We start from the raw sequence: 25,301 nt of genomic DNA, 5'->3' as shown, positions 1-25,301 counted from the left end.
CGGTGGATCCGCCACTTTCACGACATGTCACCAGGTATCTATCCAGCGGCGCGGCGCCCGCTCCTCCCGCTCCCCGGCGTCCGGCGCGCCCGCGAGCACCGTCGTGATCCAGCGGCGGGTGTCGGCCGGGTCGATGACGTCGTCCAGCTCGAACACCGAGGCGGCGTTGAGCGCCTTGCCGTGCTCGTACGCGGCCGCCACCATCTCCTCGAACATCGCCTGCGGGTCCTCCGCGGCCGCCAGCTCCTTGCGGTAGCCGAGCCGTACCGCGCCCTCCAGGCCCATGCCGCCGATCTCCCCCGTCGGCCAGGCCAGGGTGGCCAGCGGCGCCCGGAAGCCGCCGCCCGCCATCGCCTGCGCGCCCAGCCCGTACCCCTTGCGGAGCACGATCGTGACGAGCGGGACCCGCAGGTTGGCGCCGGTGACGAACATCCGGCTGAAATGCCGGACGGTCGCGGTCCGCTCGGCGTCCGGGCCGACCATGAAGCCGGGGGTGTCGCACAGCGACACCACGGGGAGGCCGTGCGCGTCGCACAGCTGGAGGAACCGGGCGGCCTTGTCGGCGGCGTCGCGGTCGATGGCGCCGCCCAGATGGCCCGGGTCGTTCGCGATCAGGCCCATCGGGCGGCCCTCGATCCGGACCAGCGCGGTGACGATCCCGACCCCGAACCGGCGCCGCAGCTCCAGCACCGAGCCGGTGTCGGCCAGCCCCTCGACGGCGCGGCGGACGTCGTAGGCGCGCAGCCGGTTCTCGGGGACGACGTGCCGCAGCAGCCGCTGGTCCGGGCACTCCCATTCGGGCGCGGGCCCCTGGAAGTACGACAGGTAGCGCTTGGCGGCGGCGACCGCCCCGGCCTCGTCGTCCACCACGACGTCGATGACGCCGTTGGGCTCCTGGTCCCGGACCGGCCCGATCTCCTCGGGCCGGAACACGCCCAGCCCGCCGCCCTCGATCATCGCCGGCCCGCCCATCCCGATGTTGGCGTCGCGGGTGGCGATGATGACGTCGCAGCAGCCGAGCAGCGCCGCGTTCCCGGCGAAGCACCGCCCGGCGGCGATCCCGACCGAGGGGACGAGCCCGCTGAGCCGCCCCATGGCGTGGAACGAGGTGACGTCCAGCCCGGAGACCGTGGTGGTGTCGGTGTCGCCGGGCCGCCCGCCGCCGCCCTCGGCGAACAGCACCACGGGCAGCCGGCGGCGCGCGGCCAGCTCCAGCATCCGGTCGGTCTTGCGGTGGTTGAGGTGGCCCTGCGTGCCGGCGAGGACGGTGTAGTCGTACGCCATCACCACGGCCCGGCCGCCGTTGATCTCGCCGATGCCGCAGACCAGGCCGTCGGCCGGCGTGCGGGCGACCAGGTCCTCCACCGTGCGGCGGCGGCGCTGGGCGGCGATGACGAGCGCGCCGTACTCGTGGAACGTGCCCGCGTCGCACAGGTCGCCGATGTTCTCGCGGGCGGTGCGGTGGCCCCGGGCGTGCCGCTTGGCGACTGCCTCGGGGCGGGCCTCGTCCAGCCCGGTCGCGTGCCGCGCGCGCACCTCGGCCAGATCGGCGCGGATCTCGTCCGGGTCGATCCGCGCCTCCTCACCGGCGTCGCCGCCGACGACGTCGGCGGGTTCGAGGAACAGCACGGGCGCGCCGTCGGCGACGGTGTCGCCGGGCGCGGCGGCGACACGCCGGACGATCCCGGACGCGCCGGCGCGGACGACGTGCTCCATCTTCATCGCCTCGAGGACGAGGACCGGCGCCCCGGCCCGTACCGCGTCCCCTTCGGCGACGTCCACGCTCACGACCGTGCCCTGCATGGGGGCGGCCACGGGGACCGTCCCGGCGGGCGCGTCCGCGTCCGCCCGCACGGCCACGGCCTCGGGCTCCGGCAGGGCCGCGACGATCCCGGGCAGGTGCTCGGTCAGGAAGCCGGTGTCGAACGCGGCGCCGGTGAAGGCGGGGTGCCGCAGGACGCCCTGGAGCAGCGGAACGTTGGTCTCGACCCCGGCGATCTCGAACTCCTCCAGCGCCCCGGCGACGCGCGCCACCGCGGCGGCGAAGTCCCCGGCGCGGCCGACGACCTTGGCCAGCAGCGGGTCGTAGCGCGCCCCGACCTCGTACCCGGCGTGCCCGTGGGTGTCGACCCGCACGCCCGGCCCGGCGGGCGGCGTGAACGCGGTCAGCGTCCCGGAGCGCGGCCGCGGCGTCCCGTCCGCGTCCACCCGCTCGGTGTTGACCCGCGCCTGCACCGCGCACGCCCGCGGGAACGGCGGCGGCCCGGCCAGGCCCACGTCCGCCAGCCGGGCGCCGTACGCGAGCCGGATCTGCGCGGTCACCAGGTCGATCCCGGTGACCTCCTCGGTCACGGTGTGCTCGACCTGGAGCCGGGGGTTCACCTCCAGGAACCAGAACTCCTCCCCCGCCACCAGGAACTCGACCGTGCCGAGGCCCTCGTACCGGACCCGCGTCCCGATCCGCACCGCCGCGTCGATCAGGGCCGCCCGCGTCTCCGCGGCGAGCGCGGGCGCGGGGGCGATCTCGATCAGCTTCTGGTGGCGGCGCTGGACGCTGCAGTCGCGGTCCCACAGGTGCGTGACGGTGCCCGTGCCGTCCCCGGCGATCTGCACCTCCACGTGCCGGGCGCGCGGTACGCGCCGCTCCACGTAGAGGCCGCCGTCGCCGAACGCGGCGAGCGCCTCGGAGCGGCACCGCTCGTACGCCTCGTCCAGCTCGGCGGGGGTCGCGGCGGCGCGCATGCCGCGCCCGCCGCCGCCCGCGACGGCCTTGATCATCACCGGCCCGTGCTCGGCGAGGAACGCGCGGGCCTCGGCGAGCGTCGCCGTCCCGGCCGTCCCGGGCGTCACCGGCACGCCGGCCTCGCGCGCCAGGGCCCGCGCCCGCGACTTGTCGCCGAACAGCTCCAGCAGCTCCGGGCGCGGCCCGACGAAGGTGATCCCGGCATCTGCGCAGCGGGCGGCGAACGCGGCGTTCTCGCTGAGGAACCCGTACCCGGGATGGATCGCGGTGGCGCCCGCGTCCTTGGCCGCGGCGAGGATCGCGTCACCGTCCAGGTAGCCCGCCACGCCCTCGCCGGGCAGCTCCCTCACCTGCGCGGCGCGGCGCAGGCCGGGGAACGGCGGGTCGTCGCGGGTCCGTACCGCGATCACCGGCAGGTCCAGCTCGCGCGCCGCCCGCAGGATCCGCAGCGCGATCTCGCCGCGGTTGGCCACCAGGATTCCCGACACCGGCCCTCCTCGCCTCGTCTCTCGCCCCATTCCCTACCATCCCGCCGCCTTCCCGGCGCGGACCGGGCCGGGAGGATAATGGCGGGGGCGGCTTGACAGCCGTCGCCGACACGTGAGGACATGCCTTAGCCGATCACCGGAGGGACACCGATGAGCACCGCGCGCCCCTCGACCCGCGACGCGCTGCTGGACGCCGCGGCCGAGCAGCTGGTCAGGCGCGGCTACCGGGGCGTGCGCATGCAGGACGTCGCCGCGGCCGCGGGCGTGAGCAGGCAGACGGTCTACAACGAGTTCGGCGACAAGTGGGGGCTCGCGCAGGCCGTGGTGCTGCGCGACAACGAGCGCTACCTGGACGACATCGACCGGATCCTGTCCGAGCACGACGACCTGTTCGCGGCGGTCGAGGCGGCGGTGCTGTTCACGCTGGAGACCTCCGCCGACGACCCGATCAAGAAGGTGGTGCTCACCGGCGCCGGCGGCGACGAGCTGCTCCCGCTGCTGACCACGCGGGCCGACCCGGTGCTGTTCACCGCCAGCGCCCGGCTCATCGAGCACGCGCTGGAGCAGTGGCCCCGGATGGAGCGCGCGGAGGTCAGCGAGATCGCCGACGCCGCGATCCGGCTGACGATGAGCAACATCATGCTGCCGTCCGAGCCGCCGGAGCGCGTCGCGCGGTTCATCGCGCGCATGGTCACCCGTTATCTGGGTGGCAGGGCCGGCGACGGCTGATACATTCGTCCTCACCTCGCGGCTGCTGAACCGGAGGCCCGTGGCGGGTTCCGCCCCGCCCTCTTCTCGCCATGCCCCTCAGCAGCCACGAAGGACTCTTCTTGAACCACGCACGCCAGGACCACCGGCTCGAACGCGTCGACGACCGCCGGCTCCGCCTTCCCAACCCGTACGACATCCCCGTCGAGATCTGCGCCGGTCCGGACGTCCCGCTCGAACCCGCCGCCGTGGACGAGGCGCTCGCCGTCCTGGAGACGGCCCGCACCCTGGAACGGCTCGCCGAGGCCGTCCGGCACGACGGCCCCGTACCCCGCGTCACCCGGGTCGCGCTCACCCCCGACTTCCACAAGGGCGCCGGCATCCCGATCGGCACCGTCATCGAGACCGAGGGCGCGCTGCTCCCCCAGGCCGTCGGCAACGACGTCAACTGCGGCATGCGGCTGGAGGTCACCTCGCTGGACGCCGCCGCCGTCCGGCCCCGCCTGGACGCCCTCGAACGCCGGCTCCGGCACCTGTTCTTCGAGGGCGGCCGACGGATCGCGCTCACTCCAGTACAGCGCGAGGCCCTCCTCCACGACGGCCTGCCGGGCCTGCTCCTCACCGGCGACACCGGCTGGGCCGGGATCTCGTCCACCGACGCCGACGACAGCGTCGACCGCATGCACCTGCCGGGCCTGCCGGTACGGACCGCCGAGGCGTTCGCCGACTGGGTCGGCAGCGCGGGCGGCGCGTCCGGGGGCGCCACCAGCGACGGGGTCATCGGCGGGATCGGCGGCGGCAACCACTTCGTCGAACTCCAGTACGTCGAGCGCGTCCACGACGCAGCGGCCGCCCACGCCTGGGGCCTGAAACCCGGCACGGTGGTGACGATGGCGCACAGCGGCTCGCTCGCGCTCGGCCACCAGGCCAACGGCACCGCACTGGACCGCCTCCGGTCCGGCTGGCCTACCGGCCTCCCCCGCCCGCGGAACGGGATCCTGCCGTTCCTCCTGGACGAGCGCTCCGCCGACGACCGCCGCCGCTACCTGGAGTCGTTCGGCAACGCCGCCAACTTCGCCACCGGCAACCGCTTCTTCCTGTCCCTGACGATGCGCGCCGGCCTCGCGGCCGAGTGCGGGCACCTAGACGCGCGCCTGCTGTACGACGCGCCGCACAACCTCTTCTGGCAGGACGGAAACCGAGTGGTGCACCGCAAGGGCGCCACCCCGGCCGGCGGCCACACCGAGAGCGGCCCGTACGCGATATGGGGCGAACCGGTCATCGTCCCCGGCTCGATGGGCGCGTCCAGCTTCGTCCTGCGCGGCCACGGCAACCCCCGCACCCTGTCCAGCGCCTGCCACGGCGCCGGCCGCCGCATCCCCCGCGGCACCTCCGCCCAGGCGAGCGACGCCGACCTCGACGCCTTCCTCCGCGAGTTCCGCGTGGTCACCCCCCTCGACCACCGCGACCCACTACTGGCGGGCCGCCCCGACGTCATGACCGCCTGGCGCCGCGACCTCAAACAAGAGGCCCCCTGGGCGTACAAGGACATCACCCCAGTGATCACCTCCCTGCACGCAGCCGACGTCGCCACCCCCGTCGCCGAACTCCGCCCCCTACTGACCGTCAAGGGCTGACCGCCCGATGTCCGGAGGGACTGTCTTAGAGATCGTGTGGGTGAGGTGGTGATCCGAAGGCAAGGGCCGATGCCCCGGCCGGGAAGGATCACAGGTGACCAACCACGACGAGCTGATCACCGCCTCACCCACAGATCTTCAGACACTCCACTTATGCCAGCCGTCGCGAACAGAAGTCCGGCTCCCGCCCCGATGCCGAGCCGGCGGCCCGACTGCACTAGTGCGGATGGGTGACCGTCGATGACGTCCGCAATCCCGCCTCGGACCTTCCAGGGTCTTGCGACAGCCAGCGGGCACCAATTGACTCTGGCCGAATGAGGGCTTCGGAAAGTGCACCTTAAGGCGGGATTTCGATTCCCTCAGGCTTGACGAGCTGACCGCGATGGGCCCCAGGCGATCAGTTGTCCGGGTTTTGTTGGCCGGTGGTGTGATGGTTGTGCGGCCCGTCCGGGGCACGCTGCAGCCTTGTCGATCCTGCTGTTTCTTTCAAGGGTTCCCGGGTGACCCGATCAGTTTCCCCACCGCTTGAGCAGTGCTCGCCGATCCGCGGGGCTTGGTCGCGGGAGGGTAGGCGCAGCGACCATACGCCCGCGGGATGAAGGCAGGCGCCGCATCGGCCGCCCCCGTTCGCCTCACTACACCGAGCGGGTTCCTGAACGGCCGAGAGCCTAATCGAAGGAACCGCTAGGCGATAGGGCCCTTTGGGCCTTGCGGCAAGGGTGCGCAATTTCGCGTATACCCAAGGGCGGCGCCTGCATGTAAGGGCCCCTTGGCGTCCGGGTCCGGCCACCACCGCAACAAGGCTGGCAGGCATATCTTTTCGCGTCATGCGACATCGCTAAATGACACTCCGAGTCAGACAGGCCTTGACATAGACCACCCGCCGGGTGATCTTGATGGCGATCACTATCTGACGAAGTGGCCTGACTGCATCGTGCAGCCGGGAAAGCGCATGTCCTTTCACGCCGACATGCCCAACTGCTCGCACACGCGGAAAGGAAAACCGCCGCCGTGAAATTGAGACGCTTTTGGCTGTCAGCAGCGACAGCCCTGACCGTGAGTTCGGTGCTCGCTCCTGTCGCGCACGCCGAGCCGGCACCCGCGGCCCCGGTCACCGCGCAGCCATCCGCCCCGGCGCCTCAGCTCCCGCTCCAAGCAGCCGCCGACGAGCGGCCCGCCGCCGCGGGTGACTGCTCCGCGGCCGACTTGGACCGGCTCGCCGCCCAAGGCCAGACCACGGCTGTGTGCACCACCACCAGCCCGGCCGCGACCCGGCCGACGGCCGCGGCCGTCCAGGCCCTGGCCGGCACCATCCCGCAGTGGTGTCTGGACGAGCCGGCCAGCGACGGCTGGTACCTGCTGCGCACCGAGGCCTGCAAGAACTCCACGGCGACCGTCACCGTGCGGCAGCGGGTGGCCAACCGATGGGTCACCGTCGGCGAGGTGGAGTTCAACGACCTGCACCACCTGGAGACCAACGCGACCAACACCGAGATGCTCTACACGCACCGGGCCATCCCGTTCCGCGTCGTCGGCGCCGCCGTCGTCAACCTGGGCGGCCGCTTCAGCTGCTCCAGCCGCTGCACGGTCACCGGCCAGCAGTACCCGCCACAGCCGCTGTACTCAGGCCAGGTCGTCGGCGGCGAAGCCACCATCACCAACACCGCCCCGGCCGTCGGCCGCCGCAACAGCAAGACCGGCACCGTGCACCTGACCGCCACCGCACCCGCCGCCCGACCGGCCCGCTCCTCCGAGACCTCACCGCGGGTGCGGTGCGACAACGCCATCCCCGGCTACCGGGTCGCCGGCTGCGTGTTCCCGAACTTCGTGCCGGCGATGCAGTACGCGCTGAACGGCCCCTTCCCCGAACTGGCCCGCCACATCCGCGACGCCCAGCAGTCGGGCCTGCCCGGCGCCTACCCCAACGGGCGGGTGCTGAACAGGACCACCCCGGCCAACGCCACCCAGAACCGCAACCGCTCCTGCCCCACCGGCCAGAACCCCTTCCCCCGGCCTCCCGGCAAGAGCTGCGACGAGTACCCGTTCGCCTCCACCCGCCAGGGCGCTTTCACCGCCAACCCCAATACTCCGCCGCGTCGGCTCCGGCGCACCTTCCCCTGGTGCCAGCTTCCCGCTTCCGTGCCCACCAACCGGACCGGCTCGCGCGGCTACAGCATCTGCATGATCGACGAAGACGACAACGAGGACGGCGGGGCGGCTCTGAACACCACCTTCTACCAGACCCAGCGCATCCTGCCGCCGGCCAGCGCACGCGGCACCGGCGATGCCTTCCGAGTGTGGATCACCTAGTCCGCCGCGTCGCCGCCGATTGAGGACCGGCCAAGACCCGCTTCCCGCACGCGCTGTGCATCCGCACCGGCCGGGAAGCATACGCTGGCGGCCGGGCGGAGCATCTGCTCCGCCCGGCCGCACGTGCCGAAGTGCCGGTGCACCATCAGCGAAGTGCTCGCGGCGGCGATGGCCTCCTCACCGGGCCCGGCCACCGGGAGCGCCCGCCACCCTCACCGCACGCCCCGATCATGGGACTGTCGATCGCCAGTCCGGTAGTCCACACCCTCCGGACCTGACCCGCAGAGGTGATGTGCATGCCCTCCCCACAGGAAGCCCACCGCGGCTATCGGGTGCAGATGCAGACCCGCCAGTGGCTGACCGTCGATGCGGTACTGGACAACGAGGCGGCGACGCAAGCCGTCCAAGGCGATCCCCGAGGCGTGGTCGAGTTCGCGAGAAGCATCCGCCGGGCGGGCTGGGACCAGATCCCCGATTGGCCGCGCGATGCGCGTGGATTCGAGACCTGGCCGGCGCCCGGACAGCAGAGCACGGTGACCTTGGACCGGGATCAGTGGGAGCTGGTGCTGTCGGCGCTGGAACAGTGGGCGAGCGTGGCCGAACAGGACCGCGCCGATCCAGAGGCCGCCGAGAACGCCCGCTTCAACCGGGCCATCGCGCACGTGATACGCGCTGAACTCGGCCGACAGGGCTGGGTACCGTCGACCGCTCGATGAGCCACGACCACGGCCTGAACCGGCACCGCTCCGGACGCGTTCGCCTGCCTGAGCCGCACCGGGTTGGGTGTGAAGTCTGGAGTGCCCCGGGTTCGGTGGTGTCGCGTTGCTGCGCTTCGACCAGCCGCAGGAAACACTCAGCTGCCTCCTCTGGACCGCCGCCCGCCCCCGGTGGCGTTCACCGCCGGCGCCGGCGGCCGCGACGATGAAACCCCGCCCCTCAACGGAGGAGGCGCGGGGTCTCAAGTACGGCCGGTGGCGGTGGGGCGGGCGTCGCACGGTGCCACCAGCTCACCGCCACATCCAGACCCAGAGCGGGCCAGGAGCCGGTGCGGTCTCACCCCACCGGGCCGTGGGTGCTGGGCTACCGAGCGCTGCACGTCCTGCCGGCGTAGGCCGCGTACGAGATGTGGGGCCACTTGCCGAGCCGGGTCACGCCGGGCGGCACGCACATGGTGTAGTCGCCGCTGCCCGATTCGACGTTGATGATGATGTCGGTGCGGGGCGGTGTGTCGCAGTGCCCGTACAGGGCGTTGAGGTTGCTGTCGATGTGGAAGCCGCATCGGAACTGCGCGGCGGCTCGCTGCTCGTCCGCGACCGCGACGCCGGCGGTGGCTCCGGCGGACAGCAGCCCTGCCGTGGCCAGCGCGGCCACTGCGGTCACTCGCTTGAAGGGCACGGTCTTCATCGTTCTCCTTCGCCTGACGATCCTTCGGGGCTTTCCCGAACCGGGTGATCGCCTGAGTCAACCCGTGGGCGCATTCACCGCTGCTTCAGATGGGCTTCATGCCAGGCCAGGGCCAAGCCCGCTTGCCCTTGGCAGCGGCATCAAGCACGGCGCATGCATGCGCGAGACGGAGAGCGGCGCGAAAACCACCGCGCTGGCGCCGACCGTCAGGAGGTCAGGAGACCTGGGACCTCGATGCCAGGGCCTCGCAGGGCGGTGGATCGACCGATCTAGGGTGCGGGTGATCCTCGTTGACGCTGGCGCCCTCGTCCACCATGCGGCGAGCCCACTCCCGTTACACCTCCCCTGCACGGACGTAGTTTTCGGCAGGCACAGGGGTCAGGTGCTGAGGCGGCGGACGACCACGCCGTACACCAGATTCCCGGGGAGGTAGCCGAGGCGGCGGGAGCTGAGGCCGCGGGGATTGTCGCCCGCGACGATGAACATTCCGGGCGGTACGGTCGCGCCGTCCCGGGCCAGGTCGGGCGGCAGCAGTTCCGGCCGGACGGGCTCGCCCGGCCGCGCCGCGATCCGCTTCACCATCAGCGTCCGCCGGTCCCTGCGCACCCGTGCTCCCGGCCGTACGCGGGGGCTGCTCGCGACCACCACCTGCCCGGTATGGAGGGCGCGCGGCCGGCGGCGCCGTACGAGCAGGCGGTCGCCGTCCGCGAACGTGGGTTCCATGCTGTCGCCGTCCACCCGCACGACCAGGTAGAGGCGGCTTTGCAGCAGAGCCGCGAGCGCCCCGGCGAGCGGAAGCCCGCCGGCCAGCGCGGCCCAGAGGGCGGCCGATGTCATGGCGGCCGTCCCGCGGGTTCCGGTGGCGGGCCGGCGCCGTCGAAGCCGGCCGCCTGGAGGCGGAACAGCCGCGCGTACCGGCCCCCGGCGGCCATCAGCTCGTCGTGGCTCCCGGACTCGGCGATCACCCCGTCGTCCAGTACCACGATCACGTCGGCATCGCGGACGGTGTTCAGCCGGTGCGAGATCAGCAGGCTGGTCCGCCCCGCGCGGTGGTCCCGCACGGCCGCGTGCACCGCCGCCTCGGCGGCCGCGTCCAGGACCGAGCTGGGCTCGTCCAGGATCATCAGGTCGCGGTCGCCGCGCATGAACGCGCGGGCCAGCGCGACCCGCTGCCACTGGCCGCCCGACAGCACCACTCCGTCCCCCGTACCGCCGAAGAACATCCTGGTCAGGAGCGTGTCGTAGCCTTCGGGCAGATCCCGCAGCAGGCCGTCCACCCCGGCCCGCCGGGCGGCCGCCCGGATCCGGTGCAGATCGCCCATCGCGGTGACGTCGCCGACCCCCACGTTCTCGGCGGCCGAGAGGTCGTAGTTGGCGTGGTCCTGGAACACCGCGCTGATCCGCTCTCGCAGCTCGGCCGGGTCCATCTCGCGCAGGTCCGTCCCGTCCCACCGGATCGCGCCGCGGGTCGGGTCGTAGAAGCGGCACAGCAGCTTCACCAGGGTGCTCTTGCCGGCGCCGTTCGCTCCCACCAGCGCCACCGACCCGCGGTACGGGAGGAACGCGTCCACGCCGCGCAGGATCCACGGGTGGCCGTCGGAGTAGCGGAACCAGACGCCGTCCAGCTCGATCCCGTGCCGCAGCGGCGGCGCCGGGCGCGGCCGGGCGGGCACGGGCAGATCGGGCCCGGCCCGGACGACCTCCGCGTAGTGGTCCATGCGCAGCAGCTGCTCGTGCACGCGGGCGAACGACACCAGCAGGGCGTTGAGCCCCACCTGGACGCCGGTCAGCGCGCCGACGAACAGGGTGACGTCCCCGACGGTGATCTCGCCGCGGCGTGCCGCCGCCACCGCCCAGGCGAGTCCGATGCCGGCCACCAGCGCGCCCAGCAGCGCCAGGCCCGCCTCGGCGGCCAGCTCGCGCCGGTCCAGCGCCCGCCGGGCCGCGTCGGCCGTCCGGCGGTCGGCGAGCAGGCGGGTGCGCAGGAAGCCCGCCATGCCGAACAGCCGGATCTCCTTGGCCGCCCCGACGCCGGTCAGCAGGTCGGCGTGCATCATCTCGCGGCGCTCGACCGGCCCCAGCCTCCAGGTCAGCCCGGCGCGCCCGCGCGACAGCCGCAGCTGCGCGATCAGCATGGGCACGGAGGAGACCAGCACGATCGCGGTCATCGCCGGGCTGATCACGATCAGCGAGACCGTCAGCCCGGCGGTGGTCAGCGCACCGCGGCCCGCGGCGAACACCCCGCTGAGCAGCGAGTTGCAGACGACCGTCGCCTGCTGGGCCAGGCGCAGCCGGTCCAGGAACACCGGGTCCTCGAACCGGCCGAGGCCCGTGAACCGCCCGGTCGCGGCGAAGAGCCGCTCGGTCGCCAGCAGCCCGGTCGCACGCCCGATCTCAGCACCCAGGTACTGGGAGTACTGCGGCAGGACGGCCAGGACCAGCCCGGTCGCGGCGAGCATGGCGGCCGCGCGGAAGGCGTCCGCCGCCGTACCGTTCCGGGCCAGGGTGTCCACCAGGAGTTTGGTGGCCCAGATCGTCACGACCGGCACGGCGGCCTCGGCGACCATGAGCAGCAGGTACCGCACGGTCCTCAGCGGCGCGGCCTTCGCGATGACCGCCGCGGCCTCGCGGGCGGCACGTGGCGAGAGCCGCTCCGCGGTCACGGGGCCGATGCGGTACGGGAGAGGGCGCCGTCCAGGTCGGCGAACCGTATCCCGGCGGCGGCCACCACCCCGCCGGCGTCCACGACGTAGAGGGCGGGGTAGCTGGACGCCTCGAAGGCGCGGAGGACCGGCCCGCCGTCCCGTTCCACCAGCACCCGCGCCACCCCGGACAGCCGCTCGACGTAGTCCTCGGCGTGCTCTCCGTCGACGGTCGCGACCACCGCGACGACCCGGTCGGGGTCGCCGACCGCGTCCCGCGCGCGCTCGGCGAACTCGGGGAGCAGGTCCTGGCACGGCCAGCAGCCCGTCATGAAGACGCCGACCAGCGTCCCGTCGCCGAAGGTCTCCCGCCCGAACGGCCGTCCCTCGGTGGTTGACGCGGCGAAGTCGCCGACCGTACGGCCGGGCGCGAGCAGCCGCGGCCGCGCGGAATCGCCGCCGCCGTGGTCGTGGGGCTCCCCGCCCTGCTGCCGCAGCCTGCGCACGACGCCGAACGTCAGCAGGAGGTTCACCAGGCACAGCACGCCGATCAGGACGACGGCGGCGGAGAGGTAGGGCATCAGCTCGCTCCTCGGTCGACAGGCCCGGCGAAGAGCCCGATGATCTCGTCGGAATGGACGACCAGCAGGGCCGCGGCCGCGCCCGCGGCCAGCGCCACCGCCGCGCCCGCGGGGTGGCCCGTCCCGGTGGCGCCGCTCGCGGCCCCGGCCGCCGCCACCGCGGCCAGCCCCGCGTTCCGTACCAGGTGCCGGAGTCCGACGGGCGTGTCGGACCGGCCGAAACAGCGGCATGACGATCCGGCCGGCGCGGTGGCGACGAAGACCGCGAAGCCCGACAGGAGCACCGCCGCGGCGGCGAACCCGAACGGGACCGTGGCCGGGACCGCCAGCAGTACGGGGATCAGCGCCTCCGCTCCCACGACGGCCGCCGCGAGCGGGCGGGCGAACCTCGCGGTGAGGGGTGCCCGCCGCAGCGTGCCGGTGAACGGGCCGAACCCCGCGCCCGGCAGCTTCGAGACCGCCGCGAAGAGGAGGACGAGCCCGATCAGGGCACGGCATGCGAGAACGAGGTAGTCCATCCGCGTTCCCCGTCCACGGCGCCCGCGTCAGCAGGAGCCGCAGGAGCATTCCTTGAAGTAGATGGTCGACCAGCAGTCACACTGCGTGTACAGCTTGGCGCGCTGGGCCGCGCACTGCTCGCACCACCGGTACGGCATGCAGTTGGAGGCGTGGCACTCCGAGCAGCCGATGGCGGACGCCTCCACCTCCGGCGCAACGGTCGACAGCAGCCGGTCAGCGGTGCGCTCGATCAGACGCGTCATCGTCGTCCCTTCCGTTCGCGGGGCCTACGAACCGAGTATCCGGAGCGGCCACCGGGACGTCATTGGCAGCGCGCGCCGGGTATGTGTCCGTCCGCGCACGCGTCCGGTACGCGCCGGGTGAGATGCCGTAGGTCGCGCGGAAGAGCTTGCCGAAGTGGGCGCGGTCGGGGAAGCCCCAGCGCGCGGCGACCAGGTGCACCGGCCGCCCGCGGAGCGCGGGATCGGTGAGGTCGCGGCGGCAGCGTTCGAGTCGCCGGTACCGGATCCAGGCCGCGACGCTGGTGCCGCCGCCGTCCTCGAAGAGCTTGTGCAGGGAACGCACGGAGATCTGGTGGGCGTCGGCGATCAGCTGCGGCGCCAGCTCCGGATCGGCCAGCCGCCGCTCGATGAAGTCGTGCACGCGGGCCAGCAGCGCGCCCCGCCCGGACCCGTGCGGCGGCGTGCGCTCCCCCGCCATCTCCCTGGCGCACAGCGCGCCGATCAGATCCAGGACGACCCGCGCCATCATGCCGCGCTCGGCCGGAGTGCATCCGGGCGCGTACCGCAGCAGGTCCGTCAGATGGCGGGCCAGCAGCGCCCCGGCGGCGTCCCGGACGCTGATCGGGACGGAGACCAGCCGGTCGGGCGGGCCGTACGGCAGTGGCGGCAGCTCCGAGCGCGGGAACAGGACCACGACGGTGGTGCACAGCCGGCCGCGCCCGGCCGACTGCCCGGCGGTGAAGGGCCGCGAGCTGTCGCGCAGCAGCATCTCGCCGGGGCCCACCCGTACCCGCCGCCCGTCCTGGACGTTGCTCAGCGAACCGGCGCGGACCAGGTCGAGCTGGTATGCCTGCGGGTCGCGGCGCCGGATCAGCCGCCGGGGACGGGCCACGCACAGCGGCGAACAGCGCATCTCCCCGACCATGACCGCGCCCAGCGTCAGCAGCGTCAGCTCACCGTGGAAGCCGTCACGCCCCGGGCTGTCGATGTCGGCCTCGAGCGGGAAGCCCGCACGGGCGACCATCGTCCGCCAGTACGCGAGCCGCTCGACCGGGGGCACGGCGCGGGTGTCGATCCGGAGCCGATGCCCGGCCGCGCCGCCCCACATTCCGCCCTCCGAAGCGCCACGGCGGGTCCCGGACCGATCCGCGGACCCGCGTCCACGACATTGATCACCTTCTCCCGAGTATCGGCGGGGGTCCCGCGCGGCGACAGGGCCCTTCGGTCCCGGGAAGAGACGGCACGGCAGGACGCGTCCGGCAACGGCGACCTCGTAGCTGAGACGGCCGGGCCGGGCGACGCGAAGGTGCGCTCGGGTCGTCGACGGGGAGGCCGGGCCGCCCCGCGTCCGACGACCTGCGCAGCTCGGGAGATCCGGGGCGAGCGATCAGGCTCTGCGTCGCCGGTCGGCTCAGGTCAGATACGTGCGGGCGGCGGCAACGAGGCGACCGTTGGCGTCCCGGGCGGCTTGGAGCAGGGTGTCGAGCGTCGCCCGGTCGGGCGCATCCCGCAGGAGGTAGGTCGCCTTGGCCGCGGCACGTGCCGGCTCGGTGAGCTCAGGGGCCAGGAGGGACAAGGTCGTCATCGGCCCGGTGATCGCCGAACGGGTGATGCGGGCGGCGGCGCGGGCTTCGGCGATCTCTTCGGTGGGAGCGGCGTTGAGGCGCAGGTCCTCGCACCGCCATATCGCCTGCCGGTGGTCGGCCAGGGCGCTGGAGTTGGCGACCTGGGCCTCCCACGTGCGGCCGCCCGGTCGTCCTGGCGGGCCGTACGGCTGACACGAGCCTGGAGCAACCCGGTCGTCAGGCCGCCCGCCAACGTTCCGATCACTGCGATGACGCTCGCCCACATCACGATCTCCTCCCAGAGGAAGTGCCGAAAGGCGACAGCTCCGAAACTGTAGGTGACCGGCGGGCCGCCGGTCGAGGTGGAGCTGCGCAGGCGGATCTCGTTGCGCAAGCAGGCCGTTCCCGTCTCGCCGGCGAAGCAGGGCATCAGTGGTGCCATGATGATCGCCATCGCGCCTTCCTACCAGTGGAACGCCTGGCCGGCTGAGGATGTCGCTCCACCCGACACGGACCGAAGGAGAGCACATACGTGGAAGACCAGACGCAGCAGGAACAGGCGAGCCCCGCGGTGCGGAAGCGCGTCCAGGACAGCTTCGACCGCCAGGGCCTCATGGCGCACCTCGGTGCGCGTATCGCCCACATCGGCCCCGGCCGCGTCCGCATCGTGCTCCCGGCTCGACCCGAGGTCACCCAGCAGCACGGCTACGTCCACGCGGGCGCCACGAGTGCCATCGCCGACAGTGCCGGCGGCTACGCCGCGCTCACGCTGTTCGACGAGGACAGCGATGTCCTCACCGTCGAGTACAAGATCAACCTGCTCGCCCCCGCCGCCGGTGACTACCTGGAGGCGATCGGCACCGTCCTGAAATCCGGACGCACCCTGACCGTCTGCGAGCTGGAGGTGTACGGCGTCTGGAAGGGCGGCGAACGCAAGTTCGTGGCCAACGGCCAGCAGACCTTGATCCGCATGAACAAGCCCACGCAGTGAGCCTGTAGCCGATCCTGCCGCCCTGGATGACAGGGTGGGAGCGGCCGTGGTGCTCCTTCCCGCCGCGTTCGACCGTCCCCAGGGCCTGACCGGTCGACCAGGCGATGGTGCTCTCGTGTGGTCCGCTCAGCCGTCGCTGGTGCCGGGACGCCCGCCACACATCGGCCTTCCCTTGGGGTCTCCCTGCCTATGGCCGCCTGTCTTGTGGTCGAGTGGGCTGTGATGCGGGAAGCGGGAGGGCCAGGCCGGCCTTGATGGTGTCGAAGACGACCAGGGTCTCGTAACGTCTGATGTTGTCGTCGGCCTTGAACAGGCGGTCGCCGAGCCGGCCGCAGTCGCGCATGCTTCGTGCGGCCAATACGACGACGTAGTCCCACGGCCCCGCGACCCGGTAGCACTGCTGGACCTGCGGGTGCGAGCGCGTCCGTTCGGCGAAGGCGCGGTGGTGCTCGAACGATTCCTGGTCGAGGGTCACCAGGACCGCGGCCAGAACGGTGGGGCCGAAGCGGTGCGGGTCGAGGACGGCGACCTGCCTGCTGATGAGGCCGTCCTTGCGGTAGCGGGCGATCCGTCGCTGGACGGCGCTCGGTGAGAGCCCGACCTGTTCGCCGAAGTCGTGCAGGGTGCGTCCGGCGTCGTGCTGGAGCAGGTCCAAGAGTTGGACGTCGATTTCGTCCAGGCGCGGCGGCGGCGATTCGGGCATGCAAGATTATTGCGTCGCGGCGGGATAATTCTCAATCGCTTCGATCGGGAGTTCGAATAGCGTCGGCCGGGTCCGGAAGCCCCGAGGAGAGGCGACGCGCATGGACCTGGACGTGACACGGATCGAGAAGGCCGTACAGGTGATCGATCCGGTGTTCCTCAACACCCCGCAGTACCTCGACGAGCAGCTGTGCCGGGCGCTGGGCGGCCGCGCGGTGACGGTGAAGGTGGAGACGGCCAATCCGGTGCGCAGTTTCAAGGGCCGGGGCGCCGATCTGATGCTGAGCACGCTCGCCCCGGGCACGCCGGTGGTGTGCGCCAGTTCGGGCAACTTCGGGCAGGCCGTCGCCTATGCGGGACGGGCCCGCGGGATGCCGGTCGAGGTGTTCGTGCCCGAGACGGTCAATCCCGGCAAGCGGGAGCGGATGGAGACCTTCGGCGCCCGGGTCATCACCGCGGGGACGGATGGCACGTCCGCGCGAGAGGCCGCGGCCGCCCACGCCGAACGCCATCCTGACCGCGTCTACCTTCAGGACGGTCTGCAGGCGGCGATCGCCGAGGGCGCCGGGACGATCGGAGTCGAGCTGGCCCGCGGCGCACCGGGTGGTGCGGGCTTCGACGCGGTCGTGCTGCCGGTCGGCGACGGCGCGCTGATCAACGGCGTGGCGCGCTGGATGAAGGAGTACGCCCCCGGCACCCGGATCGTGGGGGTCAACGCCGAAGGCGCCCCCTCGATGCGGGAAAGCCTGCGCGCCGGCCGCGCGGTCCGCATCGACCGCGCCCGCACCTTCGCCGACGGGATCGCAGTGCTCGGTCCGCTGGATGCCTCGGTACGGCGGGCCCGCACCCTGGTGGACGAGATCGTCCTGGTGTCCGACGAGGCCATCGCCGCCGCCATGGAGCTGGCGGCGCGCACGCTCGGGATCGTCCTGGAGCCGGCGGGGGCGGCGGGCCTGGCGGCGATCGCCGAGGGCGCGGTCCACGGCGATCGGTTGGCGACGGTGCTGACCGGCGCCAACCCGCGTCCTGAACAGGTCCGGGAACTGGCGGCCCGGCTGGCACGACCCGCCCGCAACGCGCCGCCTCCCGTCAGACACCCGGACCTTGGGGCATCGGGCCTCGCAGAACGTACAACCTTCCAGACTGAGGAGAAGGCATGAGTGAGGTCTCTGCAATGAAGCGGCCGCCGGAGCTGGACTGGCCGGCGATGACGGACGAGGAGTTGCTCGCCTACCGCGAGGCGGAGAACCGCTTCCGGGCGTCCAGCGCGGCACGGGCGCTCCTCGGGAAACCCGATTCCGGCGCCACGATCGATTGGCGGCAGGTGGTGCGGCCCGGCCGGACGCCGCGCGCGACGGCGACGGCACCGACCGGGCCGAGCTGCCACTCGTGCTCCACGTCCACGGAGGCAGTTTCGTGGGCACGGCGGTGCAATGTGACTGGGCCAACAGCCATCTCGCCGCCCACCTGCCCGCAGTCGTCGTCTCGGTCGAGCACCGCCTCCTCGGCCCGGAGACTCCGCTGTCGGATGCCGTCGACGACGGCTGGGACGTGCTCCAGCACGTGGTGCGGCACGCCTCGCAGTGGGGCGTCGACCCGGCGCGCACGGCCGTGTTCGGCGAGAGCTGCGGCGCGTTGATCAGTGCCCTGGCGGCGATCCGGGCCTGAGAGGCCGGCCTGATGCTCAAGGCGCAGGTGCTGGCTAATCCCGCGGTCGATGTGACCGAGACGATGTTCGACTACGCCTCGATCGCCGAGTACGGGTACAGCCCAACGCGGGCCGTGCTTCAACTGCGGGCGTTCCAGCGGCTCTCCATCCCGCCAAGAACCGACGCTCGTGCGCTCTCGCCGCTGTACGCCGACGACCTGAGCGGGCTGGCCCCGGCTCTGGAGGTGGTGCCGACCCAGGACGCGGTAGCCGATCATGGCCGCCGCTACGCCGAGCGGCTGCAGGCGGCCGGGACACCGGCACGGCTCACCGAGTACCCCGGAGCGCGGCACGCGTTCCTCACCCTGCCGGGCGTGGAACAGCAGGCCGAGGCCGCGCGGGCGGAAATCCTCGGTTTCCTTCGAGCCTCCCTCGCCGCGCGGCCGGAAAGGGAAAGCACTCCAGCGCCACGCCTGGCGGCGGCCCCTGGGTGTCGCGGAGCGAGGGACGGGATTGGCTCCTTCACCACGGGCATATCTCGCGGTGTCAGGGCCGGGGGGAGGATGTGTCGGCACCATGTCAGAGCGCATCGTGCGTGGCGCCCGGGACGTGATCCGCGGGCTGCGCCAGCTGGCGGAGCGGACGCCGCCGCAGCGGGATCGCTGGGTCGATCTGCTCCGTGCGGCCGCGATCGTACTGGTGGTGACCGGCCATTGGCTCGCCACCGTGGTGACCTATGGCGAAGGTGGCCTTGCCGGCCGCCATGTGCTGGCGGTCCTGCCGTGGACGCAAGGGCTGTCGTGGCTGTTTCAGGTCATGCCGGTGTTCTTCCTGGTCGGCGGTTTCTCCAATGCCGCCTCCCTGAGGTCGTCGATGGCACGCGGTGTCCACTGGCGGGAATGGCTGGCCGGCCGCGCCGACCGGTTGCTGCGCCCGACGACGACGTTCCTCTTCGTGATCGCAATGTCGGCCGCTCTCGCCCGTGCCCTGGGCGCCGAGCCCGACGTCATCGGGAGGGCGGTCTGGCTGGTCACGATCCCGCTGTGGTTTCTCGCCGCATATTTCGCAGTGGTGGTGCTCACTCCAGCGATGTACGTATTGCACCGCCGGTGGGGTCTTGCGGTCCCCCTAGTTCTGGCCCTGCTGGTCGGCGCGGGCGACGTTGCGCACCTGGGCTACGGGACGGACCATGGCGGCGTGGCCAACTTCCTCCTGGCATGGTTGGCCGTTCATCAGATCGGATTCTCCTGGCAGGACGGACGGCTGCCGGCGCGGTGGCAGGTGGCCCTGCCGCTGGCCGCGTTCGGAGCCGGGTGCCTGGTGTTCCTCACGGCGGCCGGGCCGTATCCGGTGAGCATGGTCGCCGTTCCGGGAGCACAGGTGCAGAACACCTCCCCGCCGACGGTCGCCCTGCTGTCCCTGGCGATCGTGCAGACCGCCCTGGTGCTGCTGTTGCACGGCCCGGCCAACCGGTGGTTGCGGCGGACCCGCCCGTGGATGGCGGTGGTAGGGCTCAACGCCGTGATCTTGACCGCGTTCTTGTGGCACATGACGGCGGTGGCGGTGGCCGCCGTCGCGCTCTATCCGACCGGGATATTCCCGCAGCCGCGGGTCGGCTCCTCCCAATGGCTGCTGCTGCGGGTTCCGTGGCTGGCTTGCCTGGCGTTCGTGCTGGCCTTGCTGGTGGCGCTGTTCGGACGGTCGGAGTGGCGTGGCAGAACGCGTCCCGGTCGAGGCCCGGCCGGTGCGGGCACGGACCGAAGACCGATCGTCCGGCCAGGGGCCTCCACCGCGCTGACCATTGCCGGGCTGGCCGGGGCGCAACTGGGACTTGTCGGTGTGGCGCTGGCGGGTCCGGAATATCGTGCTCCGGCGGGGCTCCCCCCAGAAGTGCTGCTGGCCTATTTCGCCGGTGCGGTCACTTTGCGCCTGATCCAGCGGCGAGCGGCAGGCACCTGACCGGGTGGGTCGCGTGCCGTGCCCGGGACCCTGCGTCATAGACGTACGAATCGTACTGCCGACCGCCGGCGGACGCTGTCCTGCTCCGGCCTCGCCGAAGATCGTGACGGCGGGATCACCCGGCGTAAGATCTGGCCGTGGGGCGCTTCGACGGGCAGACCGAGATCGTCGGCCGGGACGCCGAACTCGAGTCGCTGTCGTCCTTCCTGGATTCGCCACGGGTCGCGTTCCTACTCGAAGGGGACGCGGGGATCGGCAAGAGCACCCTGTGGCGTGCCGGGGTGGCGATGGCACGGGCCCGCGGCCATCGAGTCCTGACCTGTTCGCCCGCCGAGGCGGAAGCCGGTTTCGCTTACTGTGCCCTGGCGGACCTCCTGGATCCGGTGCCGGACTCGACGCTGGCCGTGCTGCCCGGGCCGCAACGCCGCGTCCTCGAATTCGCCTTGCTGCGCGCCGAAGCGGATGGTCCGGTGGACGAGCGGGCGATCGCGGTCGCGTTCTTGTCCGTCCTGCGCCTGCTCGCTCGCTCGGATCCCGTCATGGTGGCGGTCGATGACGCCCACTGGCTGGACGCCCCAAGCGCACGGGTGCTGATGTGGGCGTTGAGGCGCGTGGACGAGGAGCCCGTACGTGTTCTCCTCTGCGCGCGTTCCGACGTTCCCGCACGGCTCGGATCCGACTTGGAACAGGGCGTCGGCGTCTCGCGGATGCGGCGGCTCCGGCTCGAACAGATCGACCTCGCGTCCCTTCGACGGCTGCTGATGATCAACCTGGGTGCGGTACCGCCACCGAGGGTCCTGGCGCGGGTCCGGCACGCCGCCGCCGGGAACCTGCTGCACGCGCTGGAGATCGCGCGTGCGCTCAACGCCCGCGACGAACCGCCCGCGCCGGGTGAACCGCTGCCGGTTCCCGCGTCCTTGAGGGAACTGGTCGGGTGGCGCGTGGCCGAACTGCCGGCGGCGACGCGGGAGGCGCTGCTGGCCGCGTCCGCGCTCGCCGGCCCGACGCCCGAACTGCTCCAGGGCATGGACCGGCGACGCCGGGTGACGCGGGTGCTCGCCCCGGCGGAAGAGGCCGGCCTGATCACCCTGGACGGCGATCGCCTCCTTTTCACCCATCCGCTCATCGCCTCCGCGGTGTACGCCGAGGCGGCTCCGAGCCGGCGGCGTGCGCTGCACGGACGGCTGGCGCGGCTCGTGGTCAACACCGAGGAGCGCGCCCGGCACCTGGCACTGGCGTCCGAGGGCCCGAGCGAGTCCGTCGCCGCGGCGCTCGATGGCGCCGCGACCGCCGCGATGGTCCGCGGGGCACCGGACGCGGCCGCCGAGTTATGCGAGTTGGCCGCCGAGGCGACGCCGCGGGACCGCCCGGACGCGAGGTGCCGACGGCTCGCCCATGCGGCCGAACACCATTTCATGGTCGGTGGGCGCCGCCGTGCGCGGCGGCTCCTCGAACGGATACTGCCCGAGTGCCGTCCCGGCCGGGAACGCGCCCGCGTGCTGCGGCTGCTCGGCGAGCTTCGCTTTCACGACGACAGCTTCCCGGAGGCCGCCCGCCTGCTGCGCCGGGCCCGGGCCGAGGCCGGTGACGACCTGGCCGCGCTGGCCGCCATCGAGTGCGATCTCACCTATGTCACGCACACCCATGAGGGGGTTTCGGTCGCCGCCGCACATGCCCGGGCCGCGCTCGACGCCGCGGAAGAGCTCGGCGAACCCGGTCTGCTCGCCGAGGCGCTCGCGGTCGCCACCGTCGTCGGCTTCATGCGGGGAAAGGGGGTCGACGACGCTGCACTGCGACGTGCGCTCGCCCTGGAGGACGTGCGCCGCCGGGTCCCGGCACCGATGCGTCCCAGCGTGATCCACGCGTGCCTCATGTTCTGGACCGGACGGCCCGAGCCCGCCCGGGCCACGCTGGACAAGCTGGGCGCACAACTCGCTGAGCTGGGGGACGAGACCGCCCAGCCGATCCTCGCGTTCATCCTCGCCCCCGATGCCTGTGCGCGGGGAGCCATCGCCGAGGCCGAGCGTCACGCGCGGGAGGGCATGGAGGCCGCCGACCGCGTCGGCACCGACATCCTCCGTGCCCACGCGCTCACCGCGCGGGCCGTCACCGACGCCTACGCCGGACGGCTGGACACGGCCCGGCAGGCCGCGGAACAGGCGACGTCGCTGTTCTTGCGGGTCGGCTGCCTGCGCTGGGCGACGGTGCCGGTGTGGGCGCTCGGTTTCACGCACCTGTCCGCCGATGACGCGCCGGCGGCCGCGCGGCTGCTGGAGCCCCTGGTCGGATCGCTGGCCGGAACCGGGATCGACGAGCCCGCCGCGGTCTGGTTCGTCCCGGACGCGGTGGAGGCGCTGATCGCGACCGGTGACCTGGAGACCGCCGACGCGACCCTGCGCTGGTTCGACCGGGGCGACACCGCCCAGGTCCAGCCGTGGGTGTCGGCGACCGGGCGCCGCTGCCGCGGGCTGCTCCTGGCCGCGCGCGGCGACGTGGACGGCGCCTTGCGGGAGCTGGAGCGGGCGCTCCTCGCGCACGAGCCCCTCCCGCATCCGGTCGAGAACGCCCGTACGCTGCTCGCGCTGGGCCGCCTCCAGCGCCGCGCCAACCGGCGACGTACCGCACGGGAGACGCTGGAACGCGCACTGGCGATCTTCGAGGAGGTCGGCGCGGCCCGGTGGGCCGAGCAGACCCGCGCCGAGCTGACCCGCCTCGGCCTGCGCCGTCCGGCCGGCTCCGGCCTGACCCCGCGCGAGGAACAGGTGGCCAGGCGTGCCGCCGGCGGTGCGACCAATCGCGAGATCGCCGCCGATCTGTCCATCAGCGCCAAGACGGTGGAGGCGAACCTCGCCCGCGCCTACCGCAAGCTCGGCATCCACTCCCGCGCCGAACTCGGCGCGCTGCTCGGCGCGCGGCGCGAAACGTAGGGAAACACCTGACGTACCGGTCCGCCCCCGGCCTTACCTTCCAGGAGACGGGCCCGCCGCTTCGGCTGTGCACGGCCGCGCGCCATATCGGGGGGCAGTGGGGCGGTGACCGCTCGGCGACGGGATCGGACGAGAGGGCGCATCGGCGAAAAGGGGGCTGCGCCGTGTTCCTGACGAGTTCGCGCAGGGGTGTGCCGGCGGTGCTGGTCGCGTGCACGCTGGTCGTCTCCGGATGCGGGATCGTCGGTGCGCGTGATCGCGCCGGCGATGATCCCGCGCAGCTGGTCCGGCGGCTGCGGTCCGGCACGTTCGGCACCGAGCAGGTGGACGTGGTCGTCGGCGTGCTGCGCCGCACCGGCGTCGGGGTGTACGACGACTTCGGCACCACCGGGGGGCCGCCCATCCGGCTGACCGAATGGCAGGCCCGCAACCTGGCGGCCGAGGCCGCCGGCGGTGGCGGGCGGACCGGCGCGGAGATCAACGCCGAGTTCCCCACCGCGGTCGGCATGCCGCCGATCGGGTTCGTGGTGAACGCCTGGCTGATCACGCATCGCAGCGAGGCCGCGCGTTTCGCGCGGGCGCTGCTCGGCGAGCACGACTGGCGGCACCCGGAGAGGATCGTGTATCCGCGGCTGGTCTTCACCCTCTTCCTGGCCGAGGCGGCCAAGGGCGCCGGCCAGGCCGCGTCCACCGCCCCGGGACAGCCCCCGCCGACCACCGGTCCGACGACACCGACGCGGCCGATGCCCTCCCCTCCGGCGACGAGCACTCCCGCACCACGGTCCGTACCGCCGACGAACCTGCCGACGACGCCGGCTCCGACCGTGCCCGGGGAGACACCCGGCCCGAGCGGGCGAACGGCCGCCGGAACGGTCCGGCTGGACGACGGGACGGCGCGGACGGTGGCCTGGCAGGGGCAGCGCGCGAACCTCTGCGCGGGCATCGCCGACTTCGTGTCCGAAGGGCTGAACAGCCTCGCCAGGTTCTTGAAGGTCGACGCGAGCGGCGGCGGCGCGTTCGTCCGGTTCCTCGCCTCGATCTGGAACGCCGTCGTCGATCTGGCGGCGGCCGTCGTGAAGGGGCTGATCAGAGCGGCGACCGCGCCGGTCGTCGACGCGATCGGCGGGGTCCTGACCGCGATCGGGTTCGCCTACCAGCTGTCCACCCTGGTCAAGGAATGGAACGTCCGCATCGAACCGGTCCCGTCCCGCAACGCCTTCGGCATCGGCGCGCCCAACACCGGCCGGTTCAAGCTCACGGTCGGCAACGACCGCTTCGAAATGCCCACCGACCTGGAGACCTGCGCCCAGAGCGCGGGCCTGGACCTGGTCGGCGCCGGAGCGCCCGGCAGCACGGTCACCTGGACCACCGCCAACGGCGGACGTCCCGACCTGGCCACCAAGACCCGGGCGGACGAGACCATCGGCAAGGACCGGACCGCCTACCTGACCTACAACACCGGAACCGAGACGGCGGCCGACGCCCAGGGAACCGAGCAGAGCGGCCTGCTGGAAGTCCGAGCCATGATCCGCCGTGGGCAGATCGAACGGTTCCGCCGATTCATCGTGGAACGACTCCTCAAATCCCTGGACGCCCTCCCCGAGGCGGTCAGGAACTTCGTCCGCGACACCCTCGCCCGGCCCGCCGTCGACGCCGCTACCGACAACCTCGCCAAACACCTCGACGTCAAGGGCTACGGCGTGGTCAGCATCAGCTACCACGTTCCCGAACAGCCGACCCCGCCGAGCCCGAGGGGCCGCACCGGCGGAACCACGCCGCCCGCCGGCGATCTGTGCAGCCAGGTCGGCACCGGCACCTACACCGGAACACTCGATTGGACGTCCACGGCCACGACCGGCAAGGGCACCGTTCGCCACACCGGCACCGGCCCGATCAGCTTCACCATCGCCGCCGACGGCACGGTGTCCGGGACCTGGAGCAGCAAGGGGCGCGTGGACTCGTCCGGCACGGGGTACGACTTCGCCCTCCGCGGAGGCGCCATTGAGGGCCGCGGCTGCCGTCCCCAACTGTCTCTCAAACCCGTCACGTGGGCCAGAGACGACGTCGGCGTCTCCTACACGCTACCCGGCTCGCCGGTAGGCAGCTTGATGCCCCAATTGGCGAACATCACGGTCAGTGGCCGTGCCCTCAGAGCTGCCAACACCGCGGACGTCCAGGTCACCGATGGCACGGCCCACAACACCGTCACCCTTACCGCCACCCGCTGAGCGACTCTGTCGCGATCAGAGCGTCGGG

The 25,301-nt window shown here is 72.6% G+C and carries 20 protein-coding genes and 1 pseudogene; 10 read left to right on the top strand and 11 right to left on the bottom strand.

Going from position 1 to position 25,301, the window contains the following annotated elements; translation table 11 throughout:
* Positions 1 to 27: 27 nt before the first annotated feature.
* On the bottom strand, positions 28 to 3,231 hold the full coding sequence (locus AB0881_RS28455; protein WP_366621671.1) for a carboxyl transferase domain-containing protein: 3,204 nt from the start codon (positions 3,229 to 3,231) through the stop codon (positions 28 to 30).
* Between the two features lie 150 nt (positions 3,232 to 3,381).
* On the opposite strand from AB0881_RS28455, the gene AB0881_RS28450 reads away from it, so the two are divergent.
* From AB0881_RS28450 to AB0881_RS28435, 4 genes are all read left to right on the top strand, one after another.
* Complete coding sequence (locus AB0881_RS28450; protein WP_366621669.1) at positions 3,382 to 3,960, top strand: TetR family transcriptional regulator; 579 nt, start codon at positions 3,382 to 3,384, stop codon at positions 3,958 to 3,960.
* Positions 3,961 to 4,061: 101 nt separating this feature from the next.
* Positions 4,062 to 5,576 carry an RtcB family protein gene (locus AB0881_RS28445; protein WP_366621667.1) on the top strand — a complete coding sequence of 505 codons (1,515 nt, stop codon included), beginning with the start codon at positions 4,062 to 4,064 and terminating at the stop codon, positions 5,574 to 5,576.
* A gap of 1,065 nt (positions 5,577 to 6,641) precedes the next feature.
* A complete protein-coding gene (locus tag AB0881_RS28440) occupies positions 6,642 to 7,886 on the top strand; it encodes a hypothetical protein (RefSeq protein ID WP_366621665.1) in 1,245 nt (414 codons plus the stop codon).
* A 296-nt stretch (positions 7,887 to 8,182) separates the two neighbouring features.
* Complete coding sequence (locus AB0881_RS28435; RefSeq protein WP_366621663.1) at positions 8,183 to 8,602, top strand: hypothetical protein; 420 nt, start codon at positions 8,183 to 8,185, stop codon at positions 8,600 to 8,602.
* A 364-nt stretch (positions 8,603 to 8,966) separates the two neighbouring features.
* Here the strand turns inward: AB0881_RS28435 and AB0881_RS28430 are convergent, their stop codons facing one another.
* The 8 genes from AB0881_RS28430 to AB0881_RS28395 form a co-directional block, all read right to left on the bottom strand.
* Positions 8,967 to 9,290: a DUF6355 family natural product biosynthesis protein gene (locus AB0881_RS28430; protein ID WP_366621661.1), complete on the bottom strand. Its 324-nt coding sequence runs from the start codon at positions 9,288 to 9,290 to the stop codon at positions 8,967 to 8,969.
* 378 nt (positions 9,291 to 9,668) lie between these two features.
* Complete coding sequence (locus AB0881_RS28425) at positions 9,669 to 10,127, bottom strand: S26 family signal peptidase (RefSeq protein WP_366621659.1); 459 nt, start codon at positions 10,125 to 10,127, stop codon at positions 9,669 to 9,671.
* A complete protein-coding gene (locus AB0881_RS28420) occupies positions 10,124 to 11,953 on the bottom strand; it encodes an ABC transporter ATP-binding protein (RefSeq protein WP_366621657.1) in 1,830 nt (609 codons plus the stop codon). The genes AB0881_RS28425 and AB0881_RS28420 overlap by 4 nt, the downstream gene beginning before the upstream one ends.
* The gene (locus tag AB0881_RS28415; RefSeq protein ID WP_366621656.1) at positions 11,950 to 12,513 is read right to left on the bottom strand and encodes a hypothetical protein; all 564 of its coding nucleotides are present in this window, start codon (positions 12,511 to 12,513) and stop codon (positions 11,950 to 11,952) included. The genes AB0881_RS28420 and AB0881_RS28415 overlap by 4 nt, the downstream gene beginning before the upstream one ends.
* A complete protein-coding gene (locus AB0881_RS28410; RefSeq protein WP_366621654.1) occupies positions 12,513 to 13,031 on the bottom strand; it encodes a MauE/DoxX family redox-associated membrane protein in 519 nt (172 codons plus the stop codon). The genes AB0881_RS28415 and AB0881_RS28410 overlap by 1 nt, the downstream gene beginning before the upstream one ends.
* A 27-nt stretch (positions 13,032 to 13,058) precedes the next feature.
* Positions 13,059 to 13,274 carry a hypothetical protein gene (locus AB0881_RS28405; RefSeq protein ID WP_366621652.1) on the bottom strand — a complete coding sequence of 72 codons (216 nt, stop codon included), beginning with the start codon at positions 13,272 to 13,274 and terminating at the stop codon, positions 13,059 to 13,061.
* Positions 13,246 to 14,361, bottom strand: a complete 1,116-nt coding sequence (locus tag AB0881_RS28400) for a helix-turn-helix domain-containing protein (protein WP_366621650.1) — start codon at positions 14,359 to 14,361, stop codon at positions 13,246 to 13,248. The genes AB0881_RS28405 and AB0881_RS28400 overlap by 29 nt, the downstream gene beginning before the upstream one ends.
* A gap of 303 nt (positions 14,362 to 14,664) precedes the next feature.
* Positions 14,665 to 15,102 carry a hypothetical protein gene (locus AB0881_RS28395; RefSeq protein WP_366621648.1) on the bottom strand — a complete coding sequence of 146 codons (438 nt, stop codon included), beginning with the start codon at positions 15,100 to 15,102 and terminating at the stop codon, positions 14,665 to 14,667.
* A gap of 248 nt (positions 15,103 to 15,350) precedes the next feature.
* On the opposite strand from AB0881_RS28395, the gene AB0881_RS28390 reads away from it, so the two are divergent.
* The gene (locus AB0881_RS28390) at positions 15,351 to 15,809 is read left to right on the top strand and encodes a PaaI family thioesterase (RefSeq protein ID WP_366621646.1); all 459 of its coding nucleotides are present in this window, start codon (positions 15,351 to 15,353) and stop codon (positions 15,807 to 15,809) included.
* A 187-nt stretch (positions 15,810 to 15,996) separates the two neighbouring features.
* Here AB0881_RS28390 and AB0881_RS28385 read toward each other — a convergent pair whose 3' ends face one another.
* Positions 15,997 to 16,512, bottom strand: coding sequence for an Lrp/AsnC family transcriptional regulator (locus AB0881_RS28385; protein ID WP_366621644.1), 516 nt, complete (start codon positions 16,510 to 16,512; stop codon positions 15,997 to 15,999).
* Between the two features lie 100 nt (positions 16,513 to 16,612).
* Here AB0881_RS28385 and AB0881_RS28380 point away from each other — a divergent pair, with 100 nt between their 5' ends.
* Positions 16,613 to 17,671 (top strand): pyridoxal-phosphate dependent enzyme, encoded by a 1,059-nt coding sequence (locus AB0881_RS28380; RefSeq protein WP_366621642.1) that lies wholly within the window; start codon positions 16,613 to 16,615, stop codon positions 17,669 to 17,671.
* Positions 17,672 to 17,741: 70 nt separating this feature from the next.
* Here the strand turns inward: AB0881_RS28380 and AB0881_RS28375 are convergent, their stop codons facing one another.
* The gene (locus AB0881_RS28375) at positions 17,742 to 17,915 is read right to left on the bottom strand and encodes a hypothetical protein (RefSeq protein WP_366621640.1); all 174 of its coding nucleotides are present in this window, start codon (positions 17,913 to 17,915) and stop codon (positions 17,742 to 17,744) included.
* Here AB0881_RS28375 and AB0881_RS28370 point away from each other — a divergent pair.
* From AB0881_RS28370 to AB0881_RS28355, 4 genes and pseudogenes are all read left to right on the top strand, one after another.
* Positions 17,901 to 18,461, top strand: a pseudogene (locus AB0881_RS28370) (alpha/beta hydrolase fold domain-containing protein); the annotation flags it as partial. The gene AB0881_RS28375 and the pseudogene AB0881_RS28370 overlap by 15 nt on opposite strands.
* A 274-nt stretch (positions 18,462 to 18,735) precedes the next feature.
* A complete protein-coding gene (locus tag AB0881_RS28365; protein ID WP_366621638.1) occupies positions 18,736 to 20,118 on the top strand; it encodes an acyltransferase in 1,383 nt (460 codons plus the stop codon).
* Between the two features lie 137 nt (positions 20,119 to 20,255).
* Positions 20,256 to 23,045, top strand: coding sequence for a LuxR C-terminal-related transcriptional regulator (locus tag AB0881_RS28360; RefSeq protein WP_366621636.1), 2,790 nt, complete (start codon positions 20,256 to 20,258; stop codon positions 23,043 to 23,045).
* 164 nt (positions 23,046 to 23,209) lie between these two features.
* Positions 23,210 to 25,273, top strand: coding sequence for a hypothetical protein (locus tag AB0881_RS28355; RefSeq protein WP_366621634.1), 2,064 nt, complete (start codon positions 23,210 to 23,212; stop codon positions 25,271 to 25,273).
* Positions 25,274 to 25,301 lie beyond the last annotated feature (28 nt).

This window comes from Spirillospora sp. NPDC029432, from assembly GCF_040703975.1.
Classification (GTDB): domain Bacteria; phylum Actinomycetota; class Actinomycetes; order Streptosporangiales; family Streptosporangiaceae; genus Spirillospora.
Note: the sequence above shows the minus strand (reverse complement) of the source record. Positions and strands in the feature narration are given on the sequence as shown.

What these genes read in the sequence shown, in the direction of transcription:
- AB0881_RS28450 (WP_366621669.1), top strand. Translation starts at nt 3,382, where the DNA reads ATGAGCACCGCGCGCCCCTCGACCCGCGACGCGCTGCTGGACGCCGCG.
- AB0881_RS28435 (WP_366621663.1), top strand. Translation starts at nt 8,183, where the DNA reads ATGCCCTCCCCACAGGAAGCCCACCGCGGCTATCGGGTGCAGATGCAG.
- AB0881_RS28430 (WP_366621661.1), bottom strand. Translation starts at nt 9,290, where the DNA reads ATGAAGACCGTGCCCTTCAAGCGAGTGACCGCAGTGGCCGCGCTGGCC.
- AB0881_RS28425 (WP_366621659.1), bottom strand. Translation starts at nt 10,127, where the DNA reads ATGACATCGGCCGCCCTCTGGGCCGCGCTGGCCGGCGGGCTTCCGCTC.
- AB0881_RS28415 (WP_366621656.1), bottom strand. Translation starts at nt 12,513, where the DNA reads ATGCCCTACCTCTCCGCCGCCGTCGTCCTGATCGGCGTGCTGTGCCTG.
- AB0881_RS28410 (WP_366621654.1), bottom strand. Translation starts at nt 13,031, where the DNA reads ATGGACTACCTCGTTCTCGCATGCCGTGCCCTGATCGGGCTCGTCCTC.
- AB0881_RS28405 (WP_366621652.1), bottom strand. Translation starts at nt 13,274, where the DNA reads ATGACGCGTCTGATCGAGCGCACCGCTGACCGGCTGCTGTCGACCGTT.
- AB0881_RS28400 (WP_366621650.1), bottom strand. Translation starts at nt 14,361, where the DNA reads ATGTGGGGCGGCGCGGCCGGGCATCGGCTCCGGATCGACACCCGCGCC.
- AB0881_RS28385 (WP_366621644.1), bottom strand. Translation starts at nt 16,512, where the DNA reads ATGCCCGAATCGCCGCCGCCGCGCCTGGACGAAATCGACGTCCAACTC.
- AB0881_RS28380 (WP_366621642.1), top strand. Translation starts at nt 16,613, where the DNA reads ATGGACCTGGACGTGACACGGATCGAGAAGGCCGTACAGGTGATCGAT.
- AB0881_RS28365 (WP_366621638.1), top strand. Translation starts at nt 18,736, where the DNA reads ATGTCAGAGCGCATCGTGCGTGGCGCCCGGGACGTGATCCGCGGGCTG.